At 42.0% G+C, this 20157-nt stretch carries 19 protein-coding genes and 2 tRNA genes; 9 read left to right on the top strand and 12 right to left on the bottom strand.

The window, feature by feature from the left end; genetic code table 11:
• Positions 1-69 precede the first annotated feature (69 nt).
• Positions 70-816 (top strand): class I SAM-dependent methyltransferase, encoded by a 747-nt coding sequence (locus NWF01_08655; protein MCW4025089.1) that lies wholly within the window; start codon positions 70-72, stop codon positions 814-816.
• Positions 817-1020: 204 nt separating this feature from the next.
• Here NWF01_08655 and NWF01_08660 read toward each other — a convergent pair whose 3' ends face one another.
• Genes NWF01_08660 through NWF01_08670 form a run of 3 tightly spaced genes read right to left on the bottom strand, consistent with a single transcriptional unit; the run spans position 1021 to position 3611 of the window.
• On the bottom strand, positions 1021-1836 hold the full coding sequence (locus tag NWF01_08660; GenBank protein MCW4025090.1) for a metal ABC transporter permease: 816 nt from the start codon (positions 1834-1836) through the stop codon (positions 1021-1023).
• The gene (locus tag NWF01_08665) at positions 1833-2612 is read right to left on the bottom strand and encodes a metal ABC transporter ATP-binding protein (protein MCW4025091.1); all 780 of its coding nucleotides are present in this window, start codon (positions 2610-2612) and stop codon (positions 1833-1835) included. Before NWF01_08665 ends, NWF01_08660 begins: the two co-directional genes overlap by 4 nt.
• 54 nt (positions 2613-2666) lie before the next feature.
• Complete coding sequence (locus tag NWF01_08670; GenBank protein MCW4025092.1) at positions 2667-3611, bottom strand: zinc ABC transporter substrate-binding protein; 945 nt, start codon at positions 3609-3611, stop codon at positions 2667-2669.
• Positions 3612-3713: 102 nt separating this feature from the next.
• Between NWF01_08670 and NWF01_08675 the strand changes: the two genes are divergently transcribed.
• A complete protein-coding gene (locus tag NWF01_08675; GenBank protein MCW4025093.1) occupies positions 3714-4109 on the top strand; it encodes a CopG family ribbon-helix-helix protein in 396 nt (131 codons plus the stop codon).
• A gap of 10 nt (positions 4110-4119) precedes the next feature.
• Here NWF01_08675 and NWF01_08680 read toward each other — a convergent pair whose 3' ends face one another.
• On the bottom strand, positions 4120-5577 hold the full coding sequence (locus NWF01_08680; GenBank protein MCW4025094.1) for a terpene cyclase/mutase family protein: 1458 nt from the start codon (positions 5575-5577) through the stop codon (positions 4120-4122).
• A gap of 259 nt (positions 5578-5836) precedes the next feature.
• Between NWF01_08680 and NWF01_08685 the strand changes: the two genes are divergently transcribed.
• Genes NWF01_08685 through NWF01_08695 form a run of 3 tightly spaced genes read left to right on the top strand, consistent with a single transcriptional unit; the run spans position 5837 to position 10106 of the window.
• On the top strand, positions 5837-7834 hold the full coding sequence (locus NWF01_08685; protein MCW4025095.1) for a DEAD/DEAH box helicase: 1998 nt from the start codon (positions 5837-5839) through the stop codon (positions 7832-7834).
• 11 nt (positions 7835-7845) lie between these two features.
• Positions 7846-9180, top strand: a complete 1335-nt coding sequence (locus NWF01_08690; GenBank protein ID MCW4025096.1) for a hypothetical protein — start codon at positions 7846-7848, stop codon at positions 9178-9180.
• A gap of 11 nt (positions 9181-9191) precedes the next feature.
• Entirely contained in the window at positions 9192-10106 is a 915-nt protein-coding gene (locus tag NWF01_08695) for a restriction endonuclease (protein MCW4025097.1), read from the top strand.
• A gap of 16 nt (positions 10107-10122) precedes the next feature.
• On the opposite strand, the gene NWF01_08700 is transcribed toward NWF01_08695, so the two are convergent.
• From NWF01_08700 to cofG, 6 genes are all read right to left on the bottom strand, one after another.
• The gene (locus NWF01_08700) at positions 10123-10737 is read right to left on the bottom strand and encodes a methyltransferase domain-containing protein (GenBank protein ID MCW4025098.1); all 615 of its coding nucleotides are present in this window, start codon (positions 10735-10737) and stop codon (positions 10123-10125) included.
• A 14-nt stretch (positions 10738-10751) separates the two neighbouring features.
• A complete protein-coding gene (locus NWF01_08705) occupies positions 10752-11504 on the bottom strand; it encodes an ABC transporter ATP-binding protein (GenBank protein MCW4025099.1) in 753 nt (250 codons plus the stop codon).
• On the bottom strand, positions 11504-12478 hold the full coding sequence (locus NWF01_08710; protein MCW4025100.1) for an iron ABC transporter permease: 975 nt from the start codon (positions 12476-12478) through the stop codon (positions 11504-11506). Before NWF01_08710 ends, NWF01_08705 begins: the two co-directional genes overlap by 1 nt.
• Before the next feature lie 189 nt (positions 12479-12667).
• The gene (locus NWF01_08715; GenBank protein MCW4025101.1) at positions 12668-13765 is read right to left on the bottom strand and encodes an ABC transporter substrate-binding protein; all 1098 of its coding nucleotides are present in this window, start codon (positions 13763-13765) and stop codon (positions 12668-12670) included.
• Positions 13766-14095: 330 nt separating this feature from the next.
• Positions 14096-15253, bottom strand: coding sequence for a 5-amino-6-(D-ribitylamino)uracil--L-tyrosine 4-hydroxyphenyl transferase CofH (cofH, locus tag NWF01_08720; protein MCW4025102.1), 1158 nt, complete (start codon positions 15251-15253; stop codon positions 14096-14098).
• Between the two features lie 3 nt (positions 15254-15256).
• A complete protein-coding gene (gene cofG / locus NWF01_08725) occupies positions 15257-16444 on the bottom strand; it encodes a 7,8-didemethyl-8-hydroxy-5-deazariboflavin synthase CofG (GenBank protein MCW4025103.1) in 1188 nt (395 codons plus the stop codon).
• Positions 16445-16685: 241 nt separating this feature from the next.
• On the opposite strand from cofG, the gene ribD reads away from it, so the two are divergent.
• Positions 16686-18353, top strand: a complete 1668-nt coding sequence (ribD, locus tag NWF01_08730) for a bifunctional diaminohydroxyphosphoribosylaminopyrimidine deaminase/5-amino-6-(5-phosphoribosylamino)uracil reductase RibD (GenBank protein MCW4025104.1) — start codon at positions 16686-16688, stop codon at positions 18351-18353.
• A gap of 14 nt (positions 18354-18367) precedes the next feature.
• Here ribD and NWF01_08735 read toward each other — a convergent pair.
• Positions 18368-18445, bottom strand: a tRNA-Val gene (locus NWF01_08735).
• 186 nt (positions 18446-18631) lie between these two features.
• Here NWF01_08735 and NWF01_08740 point away from each other — a divergent pair.
• Both NWF01_08740 and NWF01_08745 read left to right on the top strand, forming a co-directional pair.
• Positions 18632-18982: a DUF5658 family protein gene (locus NWF01_08740; GenBank protein MCW4025105.1), complete on the top strand. Its 351-nt coding sequence runs from the start codon at positions 18632-18634 to the stop codon at positions 18980-18982.
• A gap of 41 nt (positions 18983-19023) precedes the next feature.
• The gene (locus NWF01_08745) at positions 19024-19380 is read left to right on the top strand and encodes a hypothetical protein (GenBank protein ID MCW4025106.1); all 357 of its coding nucleotides are present in this window, start codon (positions 19024-19026) and stop codon (positions 19378-19380) included.
• Position 19381: 1 nt separating this feature from the next.
• On the opposite strand, the gene NWF01_08750 is transcribed toward NWF01_08745, so the two are convergent.
• Positions 19382-19801 (bottom strand): Mov34/MPN/PAD-1 family protein, encoded by a 420-nt coding sequence (locus tag NWF01_08750; protein ID MCW4025107.1) that lies wholly within the window; start codon positions 19799-19801, stop codon positions 19382-19384.
• 120 nt (positions 19802-19921) lie between these two features.
• On the opposite strand from NWF01_08750, the gene NWF01_08755 reads away from it, so the two are divergent.
• Positions 19922-20006: transfer RNA gene (locus NWF01_08755), tRNA-Ser, on the top strand.
• The last annotated feature ends 151 nt before the right edge of the window (positions 20007-20157 follow it).

Below are 20157 nucleotides of genomic sequence, written 5' to 3' on the forward strand. Positions count from 1 at the left end.
ACTCATTTAACTATTGGGAAAAAACAGAAATTCTTGCTCTGTATAAAACAAGCAGTGAAGGGTAGCTGTTTGAATGATTCATCAAAGCCGCATTATGGATATTATGGTATGGGTTTTTTCGCTTTTTTCATTATAATACTGGCTATTGTTGGCGTGATTTTTGCGTTTTGGGTGTGGTTGCCTCTTGGTGTTTTGTTAGTTGCGCTTGGATGGGCATTGACAATCAATTACGGCATTTCACTTTTGATTTTAAACCAGAAAAAACCCCTAAATCCTCAGCCAATTTTGAACTTAAAGGGTGCTGAGAAGGTTTTGGATGTGGGTTGCGGACTTGGGAAAATGACGATAGGCATAGCCAAAAATCTTAAAACGGGAAAAGTTGTCGGCTTAGATGTTTGGAGCCAAGCAGAAATCCCTGGCAACAGCGCTCAAAAAGCTCATGAAAACGCCCAAATTGAAGGTGTGACTGACCGTGTGGAGTTCAAGACGGGAAATGTTCTTTCAGTGCCTTTTCCTGACAACTCTTTTGATGTTGTAACCAGCGCAAGTGTAATTAACAACTTACACAATGACCACGACAAACTTAGGGCATTAACAGAAATTCGCAGGGTTTTGCATCCTCAAGGAAAATTCCTTATGCTTGAGCCTTTAAGAGATTTTAACGGAACCTTAATGTTTACGCCGCTTTTTATTTTCATGGCATCTCCAAAAGAGAAATGGCTCAAACTTCTCAAGGAAGCACAGTTTGAAAAAATCACTCACACAACCTTCAACCACATGGGCACATTCCTTTGCAAAAAACAAGACAAAAACTAGCTTTTTTTGCGTTTATAGTCCTTATAGGTCTATTAACTGCATCATTAATTACTGCGACAAAACAAAAAAGGAATCACCACTAATTTGCTCAAGGCTTTCACTTGGACGCTTGCTATGCACGCGTAAATCCCTTCCTTTGCATCTCTGAAGAGAAACAAACTTGACGTTGAATCGGTGGCGTGGACAAGCGTTGTGAAAGCTAAACTATGCCAGTTTTTTGTATATCAGTGTTAGTAAGAAGAACAGTACCAGAACAAAAACAATCAAGCCCGCTGTTACAATATCAAAAACTGCTGAGAAAATAATTCCCAAAACCGTGCTTGCAACACTAAAACCTACAGCGGCAAGAAGAGTTTTCTTAAACGAAAGATTCAGCTTTAATGCGGCAAGCCCTGGGAGCACAAGCAGTGCCACAACAAGGATGGTTCCGATGATTTTTATGGAGAGCACGATGGTTATGGCGACTAGTAGGTCAAATGCTATGGATAATGGGCGGGTGGGTATGCCAATTATTCTTGAGTCCTCCTCGTCGAAAACCATGGATAATAGTTCTCTGCGTAAGAAAGTAACAAATAACAAAACTGATAAGCCCAACCCAGAAACCAAGGCTAAATCAACACGGTCAATAGTTAAAATGGAACCAAATAGGTAAGTGAATAATTCAATGTTAAATCCTCCAGCCAAACTAATAACGATTAAGCCAGTAGAGAAACCTATCGCCAGCATAACAGCTATGGCAGAGTCTGATGCCGCAATTTTTTTGCGTCGCATATACGAGATGCCCAATACTGCAAGCACTGAAACAACCAACGCTGCCACGAGGGGGTTAATGCCTAAGAAAAGCCCCAAGGCTATGCCACCAAATGCCGTGTGGGAAAGACCATCGCCTATCATAGCTTCTTTTTTAAGCACTAAAAAGAGCCCGATTACTGCGCAAGCAATTCCCGCGAGGATTCCGCCTATTATGGCGTATTGGAAGAATTGGTAACCAAATAAATCGAAAATGTTGATGGCGCTCATTTCTGGAAAACTCCGTGGCAGGTGTGTTTGTGGAATACGAAGTGGAAGTGTTCCCCGTAAGCCCGCTTAAGGAGTGTGTTGGGGTCTAATTCTTCTGTTATTTGGGCAACCTCTACTTTCTTGTTGATACAGAGCACTTTGGACATGCGACAGAAAACAGAGGCTAAATCATGTGTTACAATCAAAATAGTGGTTTGCCGTTCCGTGTTTAAGTCGCTGAGTTTTTTAAAGAAACGTTCTTGAGCAGACGAATCCACACCCACTATGGGTTCATCTAAAAAAATCAGTTCAGGCTTACGCGCCAACGCCTTAGCCACGAACACCCGCTGCTTTTGTCCACCTGACAACTGCCCAATCCGCCGCTCCGCAACATCTTTTAAGCCCATAAAATCAATGCTTTCATCGACCGCTGCCCAGTCTTCCTTTTTGAAGCGTCGTCCAATATTGCCTTTTCTTATGCAACCCAATGAAACAAGCTCTCTTACAGTGAGAGGAAACTGGTTTTCAAAGTTGGTGGCATGCTGTGAAATATACGCGATTTTTTGCCAAGAAGAAAACTTTGATAACTCGGTGCCGAATAGACGAATTGAACCCTTATTGATGGGTATAAAATTTAGGATAGCGTTTAAAAGTGTGGTTTTTCCGCCACCGTTTGGTCCAACTACACCTACATAATCACCCTTTTTAATCGAAAATGTTGCATCCTCGATTACAGTTGCCCCGTCACGGTTTACATTAAGATTGCTTACTTCTAAAATAGGGGAATATTGTGGCATAGTTACCTTTCCGCTCTTACCCTGTTAGCATTGCACTTAATTAACTAAGCGCCATTAAGTTGCCCCTAAACCGGTCTGTAAATTGACAAGATTTGCCTGCATTTGTTCTAGGTAGTTTAAGTTGTCAACAGGACCAAGCATTAGATACATTTTTAGCATTGTAACGTCTTCGCCAGTTTGTGCTTGAACTTCAGATTGGATTGTTTGAACATACTCACTTGAATAAACTGGGTCGAAGTAAATGACGTAAGTTTGATGTTCTTCCATTTGTTGAACGATGCTTGCTATAGTTACTGCGCTGGGTTGTTCGTCAGCAGATATTCCAATTACGCCGGTTTGAGTGAAATCATATCTTGAAGCGACGTATCCGAATGCTGCGTGAGAGACAAAAATTTCTGTTTTAGTTTTGTTAGAAAGCCCATTAGCGTATTCAGAGTCTAACTGTTCAAGTTGACTTTTTAAACTATTCCAATTTTGGGTGTAGTAACTTTCATGTTCTGGATCAACGGTGACTAAAGCGTTGTAAATGTTTTCTGCTTCTTGTTTAGCCATATATGGGCTCAGCCAAGTGTGCGGGTCAGAATCACCGTTTTGTTTTGTGACTAATTCTATGCCTTCGGTGGTTACCACGATTGTACGATCATGACTAGTTGATAATGAGGGTATGATATCGTCTTCCATCCACTTGTTTGCGCCTGCACCATTGTAAATGATGATGTCAGCGTCTTCAGTAGAAACAATGTGCTCAGCTGAGGGTTCCCAACCGTGAAGTTCAGTATTGTTTGGAATTAATTGGGTTACTTCTATGTGTTCACCGCCGATTTGTTGGGTGAGGTAGGTATAAGGATAGAATGTTGTTACGACTTGTAGTTTTGTTGATGCTTGTGGTGTACTGATTGTGTAGGTAACTATTGAGATTGCTATTATGATGATAAGAATAATGCTTGTGAGGAAAATTTTTTGTTTGCTGTTCATGCTGTATGGTTGCAGCCAACACATTATTAAACTTTTTTAAATTGTTAATAAAAAAATCGATTAAAAGTCAAAAAATTAATAAAACTTATTAAACATGCCCCACCCAAATAATAAAAGGGAGAAAATATGACAGTCATCAGCCTATCCATACCCGACACACTCATCCAACAAATCGACCAAGCCATCAAAGAAAAAGGCTTCGTAAGCCGCAGCGAAATCGCACGCCAAGCCCTCAGACTATACCTAACCGACGACCCAAAAATCGAAAACCTCCAAGGCGAAACCGCAGCAACCATAACCATAATCTACCGAGAAAACGCAGACAGACACCGACTCCTCGAAACACAACACGTCTACAGCGGATTAGTCTCCACATTCCTGCATGCACACGTCAACGAAGGCTACTGCCTAGAAGTCATAATACTCAAAGGACAAGCCTCACTGATAAGAAAATTCATAGACAAACTAAAACAAAACGAACAAATCATCCAAATCAAAATCTCCATCCTAAGTCAAAAATAAAAAATGGTGGTTAATGTTCACTTTTTGAGCGCCCCATTACGAAATGCAAGATTTCGGGAAACCCAATCAGCAACATCACAATTAACCCCTCGGTTGCCTTCTCAATAAAGAATAAACCCGTAGCCAAAACAACAAGCGCCCAAATCGGGAAATACAAGAAACAAAAGCGATCCTTAGAAATTACTTTCTGCCTAAACCCAAGCAACAAGATGCCAAAAGTCAACAGGTAAATCGAAAAAAGACTCACCGTCAAGGCAACCTCAACATTCACCGCATGTGTGAGAAAAGAAAGACCCACCAAAGACAAACCCAACAAAGGAACAAGCGCAACAAGGAATTTTCCGCTAGCATACACGCTGGATTGCTTTTTTGGCGAAAAAAGCACAGGCATCGAATGCAGCATACCTGCTTTTTCAATGACTGAGAGTTTGCCGCTCATGACAGAAACATACTCGTCAAGATGCTCTTCCATGTAAGCCTGAGAATCTAAAAGCCCCTGCAGGTACTGAATAGACGCCCATGGTCTAATGTCTAGGTGACCCATTGAGATATCGGTGACTTCTTTGTGTTCACAAATTACGTTAAATCGTTTAAGCGCTTCAGTAGCGTCAATAATTTGTTTAATCTCAACTTCACGAGGAAGATGCCGTGCAAAAATTACCAATGCAGACAATATTTTGGGAGCATTAAACCATGATAAACGCTGGTCCAAACCTTCACCAAAATACTTCAAAATATAACTCTCATGAACTGTCCGCCAAGTACCCATACTGTTAAACTCGGCAACAAAAGCGTTCAGGGCATCTTTGAAATCTTTAGGCTTCTCACCTAACGCAATCAAAGCAGTAACCGCTTGGCAGGTACTGGCATTATTGGTTTCCTGTGACCCACTTGTGAAGCCCCAGAGATGATTTTTCTGATTCTGAGCCATCTTAAGCCATGCAGTTCCAGTTTTAAGCGCCATATCAATTTTTTCTTCATGAAAAGACTCGTTTAAATCCTTCAGCGCAAGCAACGTTAAGCAAGTTGCAGAAACCAAACTGTCTTCATATTTCCAGATGCCCCAGCCATAATCATCATTTTGATTCTCTAAAAGCCAATCTTTTGCTTTTTTGATGGCTTCAACAACTTCTGGGTCATCTTTAAAAAAAGAAAGCGCCCGTATGGCAACACATGTTGTGTCAACAAAACTGTTGCCTTTATTGATTAGTGGCCAACCGTCTCCGTAGTCCCCGCCCAGATTTCTATGCTGCAACAACCATGCCTTAGCCTTCTGGATACGTTCATCTTCCGGGGGCAAAATTTTGTATTTTAGCAGAGTGTGTACGGTTTCAGCTGTTGTCCATACACCAGCGACATCGTTGGGTTTTTCAGCCATGAATCCGCCGTCATCACTATCGTCTGCATTATTAATTTGCCAACTGAGGACTTCTTTTTGTTTTCTCTTTAGTAAATCTACGTAAACCAAAGGTTATTCCTGCGGGTAACTGCAATCTTAAACGTTGCAGATTCATCAGTTAACTAATCGCTCAGTTATAAGCTTTAATTATTCCTAATCAAAAAAATGGCTCAACATTTGCTTCTCTGCCATTTAAACCCTGCAAACAAGTGAACACATCAGCCATTTATGGAGCAGTGAATGTCTGTAAGAAACTTGCGCTTGGTTGAAAACAGGTTTTTGCCCGTTTATGTTTTTATAGGAAGGCATTGAGTAAGACGCGATACTCTTGCCTATTAAGACTAAATTCAGTTACAGCGGACTCCATCAACCCGATTCAGTTACTTCTAAATCGGAAGCTAAAGTTTGTGAAAAATTCGCAGCCATTCAAGCCATAGAATCATCCTCAATTAACTCGCCCCCGCCAAAGAAAAAAACCCGAAAAATCAAATCTAAAGGGCAACCCCCAAAACAAACCCGAAACTTCATGTTCGAAGAAGAAATAGGCGAAGCAAAAAAAATCAAACACAAATACTCCTGCACATTTTCTGACCCACATAATATTAAAAAGTTAACGGAAACCAAGCGGTTTGCAAAATATGAAGCTTTCAAACTCAACATAGATGCAATAAAAATTAGGCAGTCACACCAAATCGACAAGTTGGTTGCAGCTAATGTTTTGCAGTCAAAATTGGTTCCGTATGATTTTCAGATGGCTATTGCGCTTAAAGTAATTAATGAAATGAATGCAAACGCGATACTAGCCGATGAGGTTGGTTTGGGAAAAACCATTGAAGCAGGTTTAATCATGAAGGAACTGCTTTTGCGCGGGGAAATTGACTCTATTCTTATTGTTTCTCCAAAAAGCCTGCTGTCACAGTGGCAAGCTGAAATGTCCGAGAAATTCGGAGAAACCTTTGTTATCGCCAATAACCATAGAATTAATTTTAAAAAAGCTGACCGCGTAATCTGCTCCCATAACCTAATCTTCCGAAAATATGACGAACTATCAAGCAAAACTTGGGACTTAGTTGTTGTTGATGAGGCGCACGCGTTTAGGAACACTCACACTAAGAGCAGAGGAAGCTTAGCAAGTCTTCCAAAAAACCATTTCTTACTGCTCACTGCGACACCCATATGCAATAAATTAACCGACCTCTACAGCGTCATGGATTTGATTGAACCAGGCGTTTTTGATAGCGAACGCTTGTTTATTTCCCGATTTGCTGATGATGCTAAGAACCGCGTTGTGCGACCTGATGGTGCATATCAATTAAGGCAAACGCTACGGGGATTAATGTGCCGTACCAGAAGAGAACAAACAGGCATTCCCTTTACCAAAAGATATGTGGAATCAAGAACTCTTGAGCCTGAAGAGAGTGAAAGATTATTTTTTGATAAAGCAACAGAGTATCTACGTGACATTTACAATAACCGCTTCAAAACCATCGAAGCCCTAACAGCAGAAAATCCGAAACGAAAATTTAGTCCATTACAAAGCAACGCCATTTTGGTTTTTCAAGCAATCGCCCTGCAACAGTCATTTTCCAGTTCGCCTGAGGCAGCCATTCAATCCCTACAAAGAAGACAACAACGTTTCCCCTCTGAAATCAGGGCAACTAACGAATTAATAGCAATGGCGAAACAGGTAAAAAGCTCAAAAATTACGCTGCTAAAACAAATCCTAAAAGACCTCCCAGATGACCAAGCACTAATATTTTGTCTAAGACGAATCACCGCACAAACCCTAAAAAACATGCTAAATCAGGAGTTCGGAAAAGCAGACGTGTACTTGGGCAACATGAGTCAAAACGAGCGAGACAAAGTTATCGCGGACTTCAAATCTGGCAAAATCAAATACCTCATCGCGACGGACTCCGCAGCGGAAGGTCTTAACCTCCAAAATTGCCGTATAATGTTTAATTTTGATTTGCATTGGAACCCCATGAAAATTGAGCAACGCATCGGACGTATTCACCGCTACAAGCAAGACCGCGACGTCACAGTTTTTAACATAACCATCAAAGACACCATCGACGATTACGTCCTGCACATTCTCTACCAAAAAATCGACCTGTTCACCATGACCATTGGCAAGATGGAAACTGTGCTGGCAGAACTAAAAGAAGGCTCACAGGACATACAAAAGACAATAATGAACATCCTGCTGCAGAGTGACTCGCGTCTAAATATACAAAAAGAACTGGAAAAACTTGCAGGCGATTTGACGGTTTCAAAGAAAAATCAGGAATTGGCAGAACAATTCACGCAGGGGGTTCTTGACTGAGCGAAAACCTTGTGCAGTTCATAAAAGCCTACGTCAAAACCAAGAACGCCACATTAACTGAGCAGTCCTCACCCAAAGTTTTCACCGTCAAGTACCCTGAACAAGAAAACCCCATAGAATACACGTATGACCCAGCAGTGGCAAGAGAAAAAAATTCTCTGTTTTTGGCACCGGGAAGCCCAGTGTTTCAGCAGATACTTCGGGAATGCTTAGAAAAAGGCATAGCAAGCCAAATCAGCATAAAACCCAAAGGCACCTATGAAGCCACAATAAAACGGCACTTTAAAGAGCCAAACTTTGACTGCCCAGACTGCAGCAAGATAACCACAGAAAAAGAAAAAATTGCAGTATGCCAAAAACCTCAACCGTGCCATCATCAAATAAACAATGCAAAAATCGAAACCGTAAACATTACCAAAAAAGAGCCACTTAGACTATTTCAATTCTATTATTTAGCAATCTTTCAAAACAAGCTACGTGCCCGAAATGAAGAACTAATCACAATAACAGTAAACGAAAAAGGCGAGGTCATCGAGGAAGTTAATGAAGACCTTCTTGAAGAGGACACAGTTGAGGTTTCAGATCATAAGTCAAAGCTTAAACCGGGCGTTTTTGAGGAACTCAAAGCAGTTGCAGATAAAACCTTAGAGCAACTTCTTAGGGAAAAGGTTGCTCTTTTTGATTTACCGCTCATCCGAGAAAAAAAGTCTAAACTAAAAAGTTTTGACAAACGAATCAGACGCGCACGTCTTGAGCAATTAATCCAAAACAAAGCCGACATTGACATGCAAACGTGGCAAACCAACTATCAAGCCCTAATGGACAGAGAAGAAGAAGCCTTAACAACTCACATAACAGTGAAACTGGTTAATCTGCTGATAATTAACACCTCCAAAATCACCGCCAAAATAAACCTTAACAACAAAGCATCCATCACCGCCTCAATCACTTTTGGCATCAATATTCTTCCCGAAGTCACATGTCCAATCTGTAAAACCTCCCTCATGGAAGGCTACGCAACACAAGACAACCTCTACGTCTGCAAAAACTGCATTCACCAATCCATTGACACAGGCAAAATTTACTCCAAGAAAGCAGCTTTAAAAATAGATGAAACCCTAAAAGAGTACATCGAACAAAACGAAGGATTTGTCTGTTCGGTTTGCGGAAAAAGACATAGCAAACTCTTAGAGTTCAAATGTAGCCACGATAACTCCAGCGTATGCATCTTTCACTATGACCTCTGCGATGTATGCGGAAGGGTTGTTTCAAAAGCTAACCTCAAACACAACGAGGACTTCACAAGAAAATTATGCCCTAAACACGCCCACGCAAAGAAAAACTAGGAGCAAACAATTTGCACGATAAATTTAATGGAATCTTAAAAGAAATACGTGACCAACCCGCCAGTGATGTTTCAGCGTTTTTAGAGGATAAACTACAAATTCCACCTGACAAAGCAGAAGAATTAGCCGCCAGAATAAAAAAACACCACATACAACAGGCAGAAAAACAAGACGTAACACGAACAGTTATAGAAAAACCTGACAAAACAACACCAGCCACAACAAGCATCTATTCAACGGACAAGCTTTCTGTCAGAGAATTTTCCTATTTCATCAAATGGTTACTGACCGAATTAGGATACACCATTGAATCCGAAATTCAGGTTGCCGATTATGGTCTTGATATGATAGTCACCAGAGGCGATGAAAAAACTGCGGTTTTAGCCAGAAAGTATCCGCGAAATTATGAGGTATCAGAGACGATTATGATGTTATCTGAGCAGGCAAAACAGGATTATGCTTGCAAAAAAGCAGTCATTATTGCAACCACAGTTTTTAGCTCACAGGCAATAGCAGACGCCCAGAAATGTGGTGTTGAACTTTGGGACCAAACCACGATAGATACACAAATTAAAGCAGTTAGAGAAAAAGTTGAATCTGAGCAGTACACGCGTTTTCCAGAGTTTTCAGGTTCACTTCTGGAGTGGCTTTTAAAGCTTGATGAAAGTGAGCATTTCATTGTAGAACCCCGCGCCTCTGGAAAGTATGATTTGCACCTGCCCGAAGTCAAATTTCCACTTCTAACATTCCAAGCCCAAAAAGACACAGTTACACAATGTGTGTATAGAATAAAAGACAACAGACCCATGGGAGAAAACGAGGGCACCGTGCTAATCGGCACGGATAATGACGGCAACAGAGTTGGACCAGAGGATGCGGAAGCTTACGAGCTGATAACTCGGTATCTTGAAGACTTCCTGAACTAAACAAAAGGTAGAAGACTTATGCCTTTTTAGCTATACATACGAAATAGTCTTCGTCATTCCGCTCAAAGGTGACTTCAAGCCCGTTTTCCTGCATCATCTGCTTAAGATGCTCCATACTAGGCAGGAAATCGTTTCCAATCTCTACGCCGCCGTTCATGTGAACTCCGTTGATTTTTTTGGCTGAATCAGAATGAGCAACAGCTAATCTGCCACCTTTTTTTAACGCCTTAGATAGTATCTGGATGGCTAAGGGTTGGTCAACAAAATGGGGAAAACAAGAATAACACATAACCAAGTCAAATTCTGCAGTATATTTTAGTTCGTAAACATCAGAGACCATAAACGAAACAAGTGGATGCTCTGTTCGTGGATATTTTGAGCGGGCGACCTCAATCATCTTCTCAGAGTAATCAACTGCAACAACGTTGCCCTCCTGTAGGTATTTCTCGTAGAATGGTATCATAATGCCTGTTCCAGTGCCAACATCCAGTATTTTGTCGCCGCTGTGGATTTTTAGTAGTTCGGTGATGTATTGCACTTTTTTGGGGTTATGAGTGGTGATTTTGTCCCATATTTCGGCTTTTTCGTTAAAGAAAGGTCTTTGCTTGGGGTTAACAGTTTTTGGATTCATACTTTTTCCTCAGGTTATATGGGTATAACTATGGGTATCCCTCGCACGGTTTCTACATACGCATCAATGTTGTATACTGCTTTGATGTTTTCAGGGGTGATGATTTCGTGTCCTCCCACGGCGTAAACCATTCCATCCTTCATAAGGATGAACTTGTCTGAATGACGAATAGCCAAGTTGAGGTCATGAATAATCATTATCGCAACCATATGATTTTTCTTAACAAGATTTCTGATTAGGTGCATAATGAGGTGTTGGTTGGATAGGTCAAGGCTGCTTGTGGGTTCATCCAAAAGAATCACCTTTGGCTGCTGAACCACAACCCGCGCTATCTGCACCAACTGATATTCGCCGCCGCTAATTTCATCAACATACTTCAATGCTAACTCATCCAAACCCAGCAAATGAAGCACACGCCCAGTCAAACGAATATCCTTTGCGGTAACATCCCATTCAAAATGCGGTTTTCTACCCAAAAGCACCGAGTCAAACACGGTCGTTCGGGAGGTCTCGCTTTTTTGTGATACGTACCCGATTTTTTTGGCGATGTCTTTTTTGCTCATTTTGTAAAGGTCTGAGCCTTCAATAAATACTGAACCAGCATTTGGCGTGAGCACCTTGCTTATACATTTGATGAGGGTGGTTTTTCCGACACCGTTGGGTCCCAAAATGGAGATGACATCGTCCTCTTTCACTGAGAAAGACACGCCATCTAGCACTTTTCTGCTGCGGTATGAGAAATTGATGCCCTTAACTTCAAAGAACATCACTTTCGATACCTCCTAATCAGCAAGTAAATGAATAGTGGTCCTCCAAGCATTGAGGTGATGATGCCCACAGGTATAACTGAGGGGTAAAGGATAACCTGCCCAATCCCGTCCGCGATAATTAGGATAATGGCGCCAAGGACTATGGAGAGGGGAATAAGGTAACGGTGGTCACTGCCGATAATCATTCGGGCAATATGTGGCCCCAAAAGACCAATAAAGGCGATGATACCGAAAAAGGAAACGATAAATGCGGACAGAACAGAGGACAAGACCATGCCAATGATTCTCTCGCGTTCTGTGTTGACGCCTAGGCCTTTAGCTGTGTCCTCTCCAGCGTCTAGAGAATTGTAATCCCATCGCTTGTAGAAGAAATAAAGGCACACAGGAAGAAGCGTCAAAAGAATTAGAGCGTTCCAAGACCATGTGGCTTTACCTAAGTCCCCAAAAGTCCAAGCTACAATATTACCTAACTGAGAATCAGTGGCTATGTATTGCATAAACGATAAACCTGCGGAGAACATGACGCTGATAGCTACGCCTGCCAGTATCATTGTCTCAGCACTAATTCTTGTGACTTTGGTAAGCATTAGTATCGAACCTGTTGCCAGCAGGGAGAATAAAAACGCACAAAGAGTTGTAATATAGGGGTTATTAATGGAAACAATAGAGGTCATGCTACTGCCCGCGCCCAAAAAGATAATGGCAAAAGACGCCCCAAAAGCTGCAGCACTAGATATACCCAACGTGAAAGGGGAAGCCAGCGGATTACGAAGAATACACTGCATTACCACTCCAGAAACTGCCAATCCAGCACCAGCAAATAAAGCGCCGACAATACGTACCATGCGGATATTCCAGATGACGCCGCCCACGCCGCTTGAGTCAAAGGTAAAGATGTGTCTGATAACGTCTACGAAAGATATGTGGATAGGTCCATTCTGAGCGGCTATGACCACACAAATGATTAGCACGATAAACCCGGCGATTATGAAGAGGAGTTTGCGTTTTACAAAGCCTTTATAGGTCTTTGAAAGCTGGTTGCCTTCTTCCTCATTATCCTCATAGATGTCAAAGGCTTCCCGCCCGCCGTGGTCATGTTCGCTCGGGTTGCTACTCGTTCTTTACACCGCCAACAAAAAAATGGAAGGGAGGTTTATTAATTAATTCAGTGAAGCTGAGCTGCATCCGTTGCCGGTTTGTCCAGTTGCGATGTCTGCGTAGGTCATTGTGGTTCCTGGATAGAATAGCTGTATGATTTCGTTTGCTTTATCCTCGAAAGTCCAAGAGTACAGGTCGCCATTCATTACTGAAGCAACATAGTACACGTTAACCAGTTGGTTGTCCCAGTTGGTTCCGTAGCACTTGTAGACCATGGTTGAATAGAGGTTATTGTTCATAATTGCTGAAACATCGTCCAAACCAGTATTTGCAGCGATGTCTTCGTTGATTGTGTCGATGCAGGTGCTTAAGCCGATGCTGTCGATGAATATGTAGTCTGGGTTGGCATCGATTAGGGTTTCTAGTGTGATGGTGTAGGGTTGACCGTTTTCGGCAGGTGGAATGGCGTTGGTGATGTTAGAGTAGTCAAAGGGCAGGTAGTTACCAGAGCCTTTCAGAAATGATGCTCCACCATAATAGAACATGCCACATGCATATGCTTTCTCAACGCTGGCAGTTGTTGCTTGAGAGCTAATGTCATTGATCATGTTGGCGATGCCTTCATTGAGTTCTGTAGCTCTGGATTGTTCGCCAAATAAGGTGCCTAAGGAGGTTATCTGTTCATAGAAGGCGTCTCCGAATTCGACATTGGCGTTGATGACGTAGACTGGAATGCCTGTTTGGTCTTGAAGGGTGTCTGCGGTTGCTGCATCTTCTGCTGTTGAAGTGATGATGATGCTTGGGTTTAGGGCTAAGATAGCTTCGGGAGTAGTTGCTACTTCGGGCAGTGCGGAGAATGTTGCCTTGTTGACGAGGTAATAAGTTTGGTCATCTAGAGTGTTGAATGTGCCTGCAGTTTCAATTGCTTGTACCTTGTCAACTACGTCAAAGTAGGACACCAATCTCAATGAGCAGGCGCCAATGCAGTAAACGGAGTCTATGTTATCGGGGATCGTTACATTTCGCCCTAGGGCATCTGTAACTGTTGTTGCGGTGGGTTCATTGTCTGCATTGTTTGAAGTGAAGATATAAGCGACGCCTATGGCGGCGACTGCAATGATTACTATTGCCACGATGGCAAAAATCTTGTTTTTTTCCATTTTTTGATACACCTATTGTTAACTAATTTTGCACGTATTACTATTTTTAGTTCCAGTAACACTAAGTTGTTAATAAATATTCCCTAGACACAAACCAAAAGCACACACAAAACCAACAAAATCACAGCAAAAAACAACCACGCCGCACTATCCAATTTCATTTTTCACATTCAAAAAACAAAATAATAACGACGCACAAGATTAATTCGGAGCTTTCACTTAGTGAGCTTGCTATGCACGCATAAAGCCGCTTACATGTATCCCAATTGCTGGGAGCTCCAAAATTGAATTTAAGCAGGTAGCGTGGACAAGCACCAGTGAAAGCTCCAACTAATTTTCAATTAGTTCATATGTAGAGGTTCTTTGGGCTGGAGTCCTTCCTGCGCAGCTAATCAATCGCCTGATCTCTTCAGGAGACAGGTATTGTCCAGACGATGCCCCTGCGGCACTTGAGATGTTTTCCTCCATAAGGGTCCCGCCAAAATCGTTAGCTCCTGCATTTAAGCAAAACTGGGTAAACTTTGGACCTAGTTTAACCCAGGAAACTTGGATATTGCGAATATGCCCATTTAGCATCAAACGTGAAACTGCATACAGTTTTATGTCTTCGGTTCCTGTTGGGCTATGTTTAACAATTCCTTTCTTGTAGATCGGCGTGTTTAGGTGCATAAAGCTTAAGGGTACAAATTCTGTGAAGCCTTGTGTTTCTTTTTGTATTTCCCTTAAAAGTGAAAGGTGCTTAGACCTCTGCTCTAGGCTGTCTATATGTCCATACAGCATTGTTGAGGTTGTATGAATCCCTAATCTATGTGCAGTCTTGATAACTTTAACCCAATTTTCCACGCTAATTTTATTTGGACAGATGATGTTTCTAACTTGGTCATCTAGAATTTCCGTAGCTGTACCCGGCATGCTGTCAAGACCAGCTTCCTTAAGAGTTTTAAGATACTCTTCGATGCCCAAACCTGCTTTTTCAGAACCGTAAAGAATTTCCATAGGCGAAAAAGCATGAATGTGAAGTGAGGGCATTTTCTTTTTTATAGCTGTACAAACATCCACATAAAAGCTTGAACTAACAGTTGGATTTATCCCGCCCTGAATACAAACTTCTGTGGCACCCATTTTCCATGCTTCCTCGGCTCTTTTGACTATTTCATCGATTGAAAGAAGGTAAGCTTCAGGTTCTTTTTGGGCTCTGCTGAAAGCACAAAAGCCACATCGAACATCACAGATGTTTGTGAAGTTAATGTTGCGGTTAACAACATAGCTTACAGTGTCGCCAACTGTTCGTCGTCTTAACTCATCAGCCGTTAAGATTAAGGCGTTCAACTCATTACCGCTGACATTAAAAAGCTCGGTTCCTTCATTGACAGAGAGTTCTTTTCCTTCAATAGCCCTATCTAATATATCGGCAATTACAGGGTCAATTTTACTTATGAGATGTTCAAACGCTTCTCGTATATGAACGAAACTGTTTGTGTTCTTCAACTTCTACAAGCCTCCTTTTGCGACGTACCCGCATTCATCAACTAATGCCTTCATCTGGTCTTCGAGGGAGTTGGACATAAACCCTCTTTTTTTAGTGATATATTCAGGATATATCGACAATCGTTCCTTTAATTTGAATCCCGCTTTCACAGTTTTTTCTTCAAGCTTTTTTATCCTTGGCCAGGGAGCTTCTGGATTTATAAAATCTTTTGTAACAGGCGAGATTCCTCCCCAGTCATTTATGCCTGCAAACAGGAAACGTGTGTAAACCCCTCGGCTTAAATTCGGAGGAACCTGAATATTTGGTTCGCCACGGAAAATTAGCCGCGCAACAGCAACCGTTCGGATAACATCTAAAACTGCTGGTTCCAAGAATTGCTTCATGGGCGTTTTAGGCTTAGCCTGAAAATTCTGAATAATAACCTCTTGTATGTGCCCATATTTTTCATTGATGCGTTTAATTGCAAAAAGCGAGTTAACACGCTCCTCCAAGGTTTCTCCAATTCCTATCAATAGCCCTGTTGTGAAAGGGATTTTAAGTTGTCCTGCATCCTCGATTGTCGCAATCCTCAACGCAGGATGTTTACCTGGGCTCAAATTATGTGGTTCACCCGGTTCACATAGTCTTTCACTTACATTTTCCAGCATCAACCCCATGCTGGCATTGTTTTCCCTCAGTTTAGCCAGCTCACTTCTATTCATAACGCCTGCATTGCTATGCGGCAAAAGCCCAGTTTTCTTAACAACCAAGTCGCACATCTCATGCAAGTATTCAACCATGCTCTCATAACCAGCGCTGTTTAGTTTTTTACGGACTTCTGGATACAGTTCTTCTGGTTTTTCACCTAGAGCAAATAAAGCTTCTTTGCATCCAGCGTTCTTGCCTGCCTCAGCTATTTCTAAAACTTCGGTTGGAGTCATAATTCTTGCGCTGGGGTCTGAGGGCTCTCTTCTAAATCCGCAGTATCCACAGTTATTTCGGCAGATGTTTGTTAAGGGTATGAACACTTTTTTTGAATAGCTAATAATCTGTCCTTTTTCGCAGTCTCTAATTAAGCATGCAACATTCATTAGAGCGCGCAACTCAGCGTCATCAGATTTGATAAGTATATGCGCGTCTTCTGGGGTAACCGCCTTGCCGTCTATCGCACTTAGCAAGACTGCTTCAATTTGAGGACTAAGTTTACTCATAAATAGGACTCTGATTTTGTTGCTTATTTTCGTTGCTGGCTTGTAAATTTTCACTGGTCAAGATAAGGTTATCCTTATTTTAAGCAAGTAAATGGCTTTTGCATGAAGAAATCTACTTCAAATGAATGTATCTTAATGAATATGGACATTTTTCCATTTGAACGTTTCAATTAAATTTTTTCTTATTTTTATAGATACTTTTATGTGCAACACACTAAACCTTTTTGAAGGGCGCGAAATAATGACGGTTAGTCTCCTCGCTTCAGCCAAGTTTCCAACAAAATTTGGAAATTTTGATCTATACGCTTTTTCTGACAAAGGTAGTGAGCCACATCTCGCATTGGTGAGGGGGCAACTGCAGAACAAGAAAATTCCCGTTAGGATTCACTCTCAATGTCTCACAGGAGATGTTTTTGGTTCTCTTAGGTGCGATTGCCGCTCACAACTCGAAGATTCGTTGAGGATTCTTGGAAAAGAATCGGCGGGCATGTTGATATATCTAAGACAGGAAGGACGGGGTATAGGGCTGGGTAGCAAAATCCAAGCGTACAGCCTTCAGGATACAGGATTGGATACTGTTGAAGCTAACAATGCACTCGGATTTCCAGATGATATGCGCGACTACAGTGTAGCTGCGGAAATATTGAAATTTTTTGGTGTCCACTCGGTGAGTTTATTTACCAACAACCCTGCAAAACTTGATGGTCTACGCGCTAATGGTATTAATGTTGATAGAGTACCTTGTCAAGGCGAAAAAAACGAAATTAATGCAAGATATCTTGAAGTAAAAAAGGCGAAATTAGGTCATTTCGCAGATGATGAGGATTTCATGAAGCTTGCGCTTGAACTTGCAGGAGAAGCTAACCCTTCGCCTAATCCCAAAGTCGGCGCAGTTATAGTAAAAGATGGAAAAATAATCGCGACGGGTTATCATAAGAAAGCGGGTATGCCACATGCAGAGATAGATGCGTTGAAGAAGTTAAAAAACGGTGATGCAAAAGGCGCTACTCTTTATGTTACGCTAGAACCTTGCTCTCACTATGGCAAGACACCGCCATGTACAAAAGCGATAATCAATGCAGGAATTAAACGCGTAATTGCTGCGATGCAGGACCCAAACCCGCTTGTGCACGGATTAGAAGAGTTGCGTGCTAATGGCGTAACTGCCGAAGTTGGGCTGATGGAAACTGAAGCCAAAGAGTTGAACGAGGCGTTTGTCAAATTTATTGAAACTGGTTTGCCGTTTGTGACAATTAAGGCAGCTATGAGTCTTGATGGCAAGATAGCCTGTGTAGATGGGGACTCTAAATGGGTTACTTCTTCGGCTACAAGACATAAGGCACGGATTCTTAGGGCTGAGTATGATGCAATTCTTGTCGGAATAAACACTGTGCTAAAAGATAATCCTCGTCTCACTGCACGAACCCGTGGACACAAAGACCCACTGCGCGTTGTTATTGACAGCAAGCTTAAAGTTCCTATAGATGCGAAGGTTTTTGCAGATTCAAATGTGCTGGTTGCTACAAGCGAAAAACATGACCAGAAGAAAATAAAAATATTAGAACAAATGGGCATACACGTACTTATTGTTGGAAAAGAAAGAGTTGATTTGAAGGTGATGATGCAAAAACTTGCCGCCCTCAAAATCACATCTATACTGATTGAAGGAGGCGGCGAGGTGAATGCTTCAGCGCTTAGAGCAGGAATAGTTGATAGGCTTCTTTTCTTTGTTGCACCAAAAATTATCGGGGGACTTGATGCTCCTGGACCAGTGGGCGGTGAAGGGGTAAAAAAAATGGTAAAGACATTAAAGCTCCAAAACATTTCATGCCGCACTATCGGAAGCGACCTACAAATCTCTGCCAAGTTAAGGCTGCCTTCTCGAAGAAGCAGAGATAATTCAACCTGACATAAAGAAGTAAGTGGTGGGCCGAACCGGATTCGGACCGGCGACCTTCTGCACGTCAAGCAGATGTCCTAACCAGGCTAGACGACCGGCCCACACTTTTGCCTGCTAGCAATCATCTCCGTGCTCGGAATATTTATGGTTTTTGTGAGGTTATGTTCCTGTATTGAGGGAGGAGCTTACTTTTTTGGAATATGTCCACATTGCCCAATATGTCTGAGTTGGAAATTTTCTTCTTAAATGCCCAAGTCAAATTTGCACTGTAAAAGCGAGTTGATCTTATGTCTAAAATTACTGTGTTTGCAAGTTTAGCAATCGTCGTGATGGGTTTTATGGATTGGTTAACCACCACCATCGGTGTCAGCTATTTTGGTGCTTGTGAGCTTAACCCGTTTCTTGCAGGCATCGTCTCAACCAACTTGGCGGCATTTACAGTCATCAAACTAACTGCAACTGCGTTGATTGCTTTATCATTTTACTTAGCAGATTACAATCTTCAAAAAGTAAAAAACCAATTAACTCTACCCGTAAAAGTAACCCGCTACACAATAAAAGGTGCTCACATAGGTGTTATAGCGTTGCTGACGGTTACTGTGCTAAACAACTTTGTTATTTTAACTCAGGCGCTTTAACAGGCTTATTAGCCACAACACATCTTTAGTTGCGAACGGCTTTGGCAGCAGACAGCTTTAAACCTCAAATAGTCTGGCTTATTTTGAACGGAAAAATAGAGGACGCGCTGGAATTGCTTGCAAAAAACTACAAAGTAGAAGTACCTAAACTAAAAGTTGGGTTGCCAAAAGGACACAAAGCCAAAGCGTTAGGCTGCTACACTGCAAAAACCCAAACAATCGCCCTGCAAAGCAGCGACTACATGACTAACCCGTTTGTGGTACTGCATGAGTTTTATCATCACCTGCGAAGCAGCGGCGTGGACAGGATGCACAGGGGCACCGAAAAAGGAGCAGACAATTTTGCCCTCGAATTTATAGTGGCTTATCAGATTGCAGCCAAAATAGCGCAGGAATAGTTCAATAGAAATCTTCGTCTTTGCATTCAACCGCAGGGGTTACTTCTATGAGAATTTTTTCAGCAGACGAGTCGTATGCGGCTATGCAGTTTTTTCCCTCAAACGGAGGACCCACAATCATCAATACACGTCCAAAAAAATAGTTCATGTCCGTGTGGCTTGGCGAAATGTTTCCTGAAGGATGTGAATGCACAGTGCCCACTAAAGAGAAATCTCCAGCGAACATGTAAGGGTTAAAATGCACTTCGCCATGACCATGCGCGGCAAATGGTGCCAAAACAAGATCATTTATGCATATTACGCCTTTGCTTTTTTTGCCTCTCAGAAGCAGGAAGCTTTCACGTGGGTAGAGTTCTTTTGCACCCGCATATATTGCGTCCAGTATGTTGCTTGGAATCTGCACGGTCAAGTCTGATGGCATAGTGACAAGTTTTGTGTTTGTGGGTTAAGAACTTTGCTCAACAACGCTTAGACTGATGATATATGCTTGTTCTGAAGAAAAACAGAAATAAAGAGGTAATCTAATATTTGTGGGAAATGTGCCGGGATGGCAGAGTGGTTAACGCGCGGGCCTTGAGAGCCCGTGGATCTTCCGGTCCGCATGGGTTCGAATCCCATTCCCGGCGCTTAAACTATTATTTTTTGGCGGTTTTTTGAGAAGGTTTTGGAAGCTTTAGAAGGGGTTGTTGGTTTTGCGTGTGTTTGGAGGGGGGTGTTTGGTTTAACCATTCAGGCCAATCCGTAGTCGAGGAGAAAGGAGAAGGCTTCGAAAACGGA

The sequence above is a fragment of the Candidatus Bathyarchaeota archaeon genome, assembly GCA_026014585.1.
Lineage (GTDB): Archaea > Thermoproteota > Bathyarchaeia > Bathyarchaeales > Bathycorpusculaceae > Bathycorpusculum.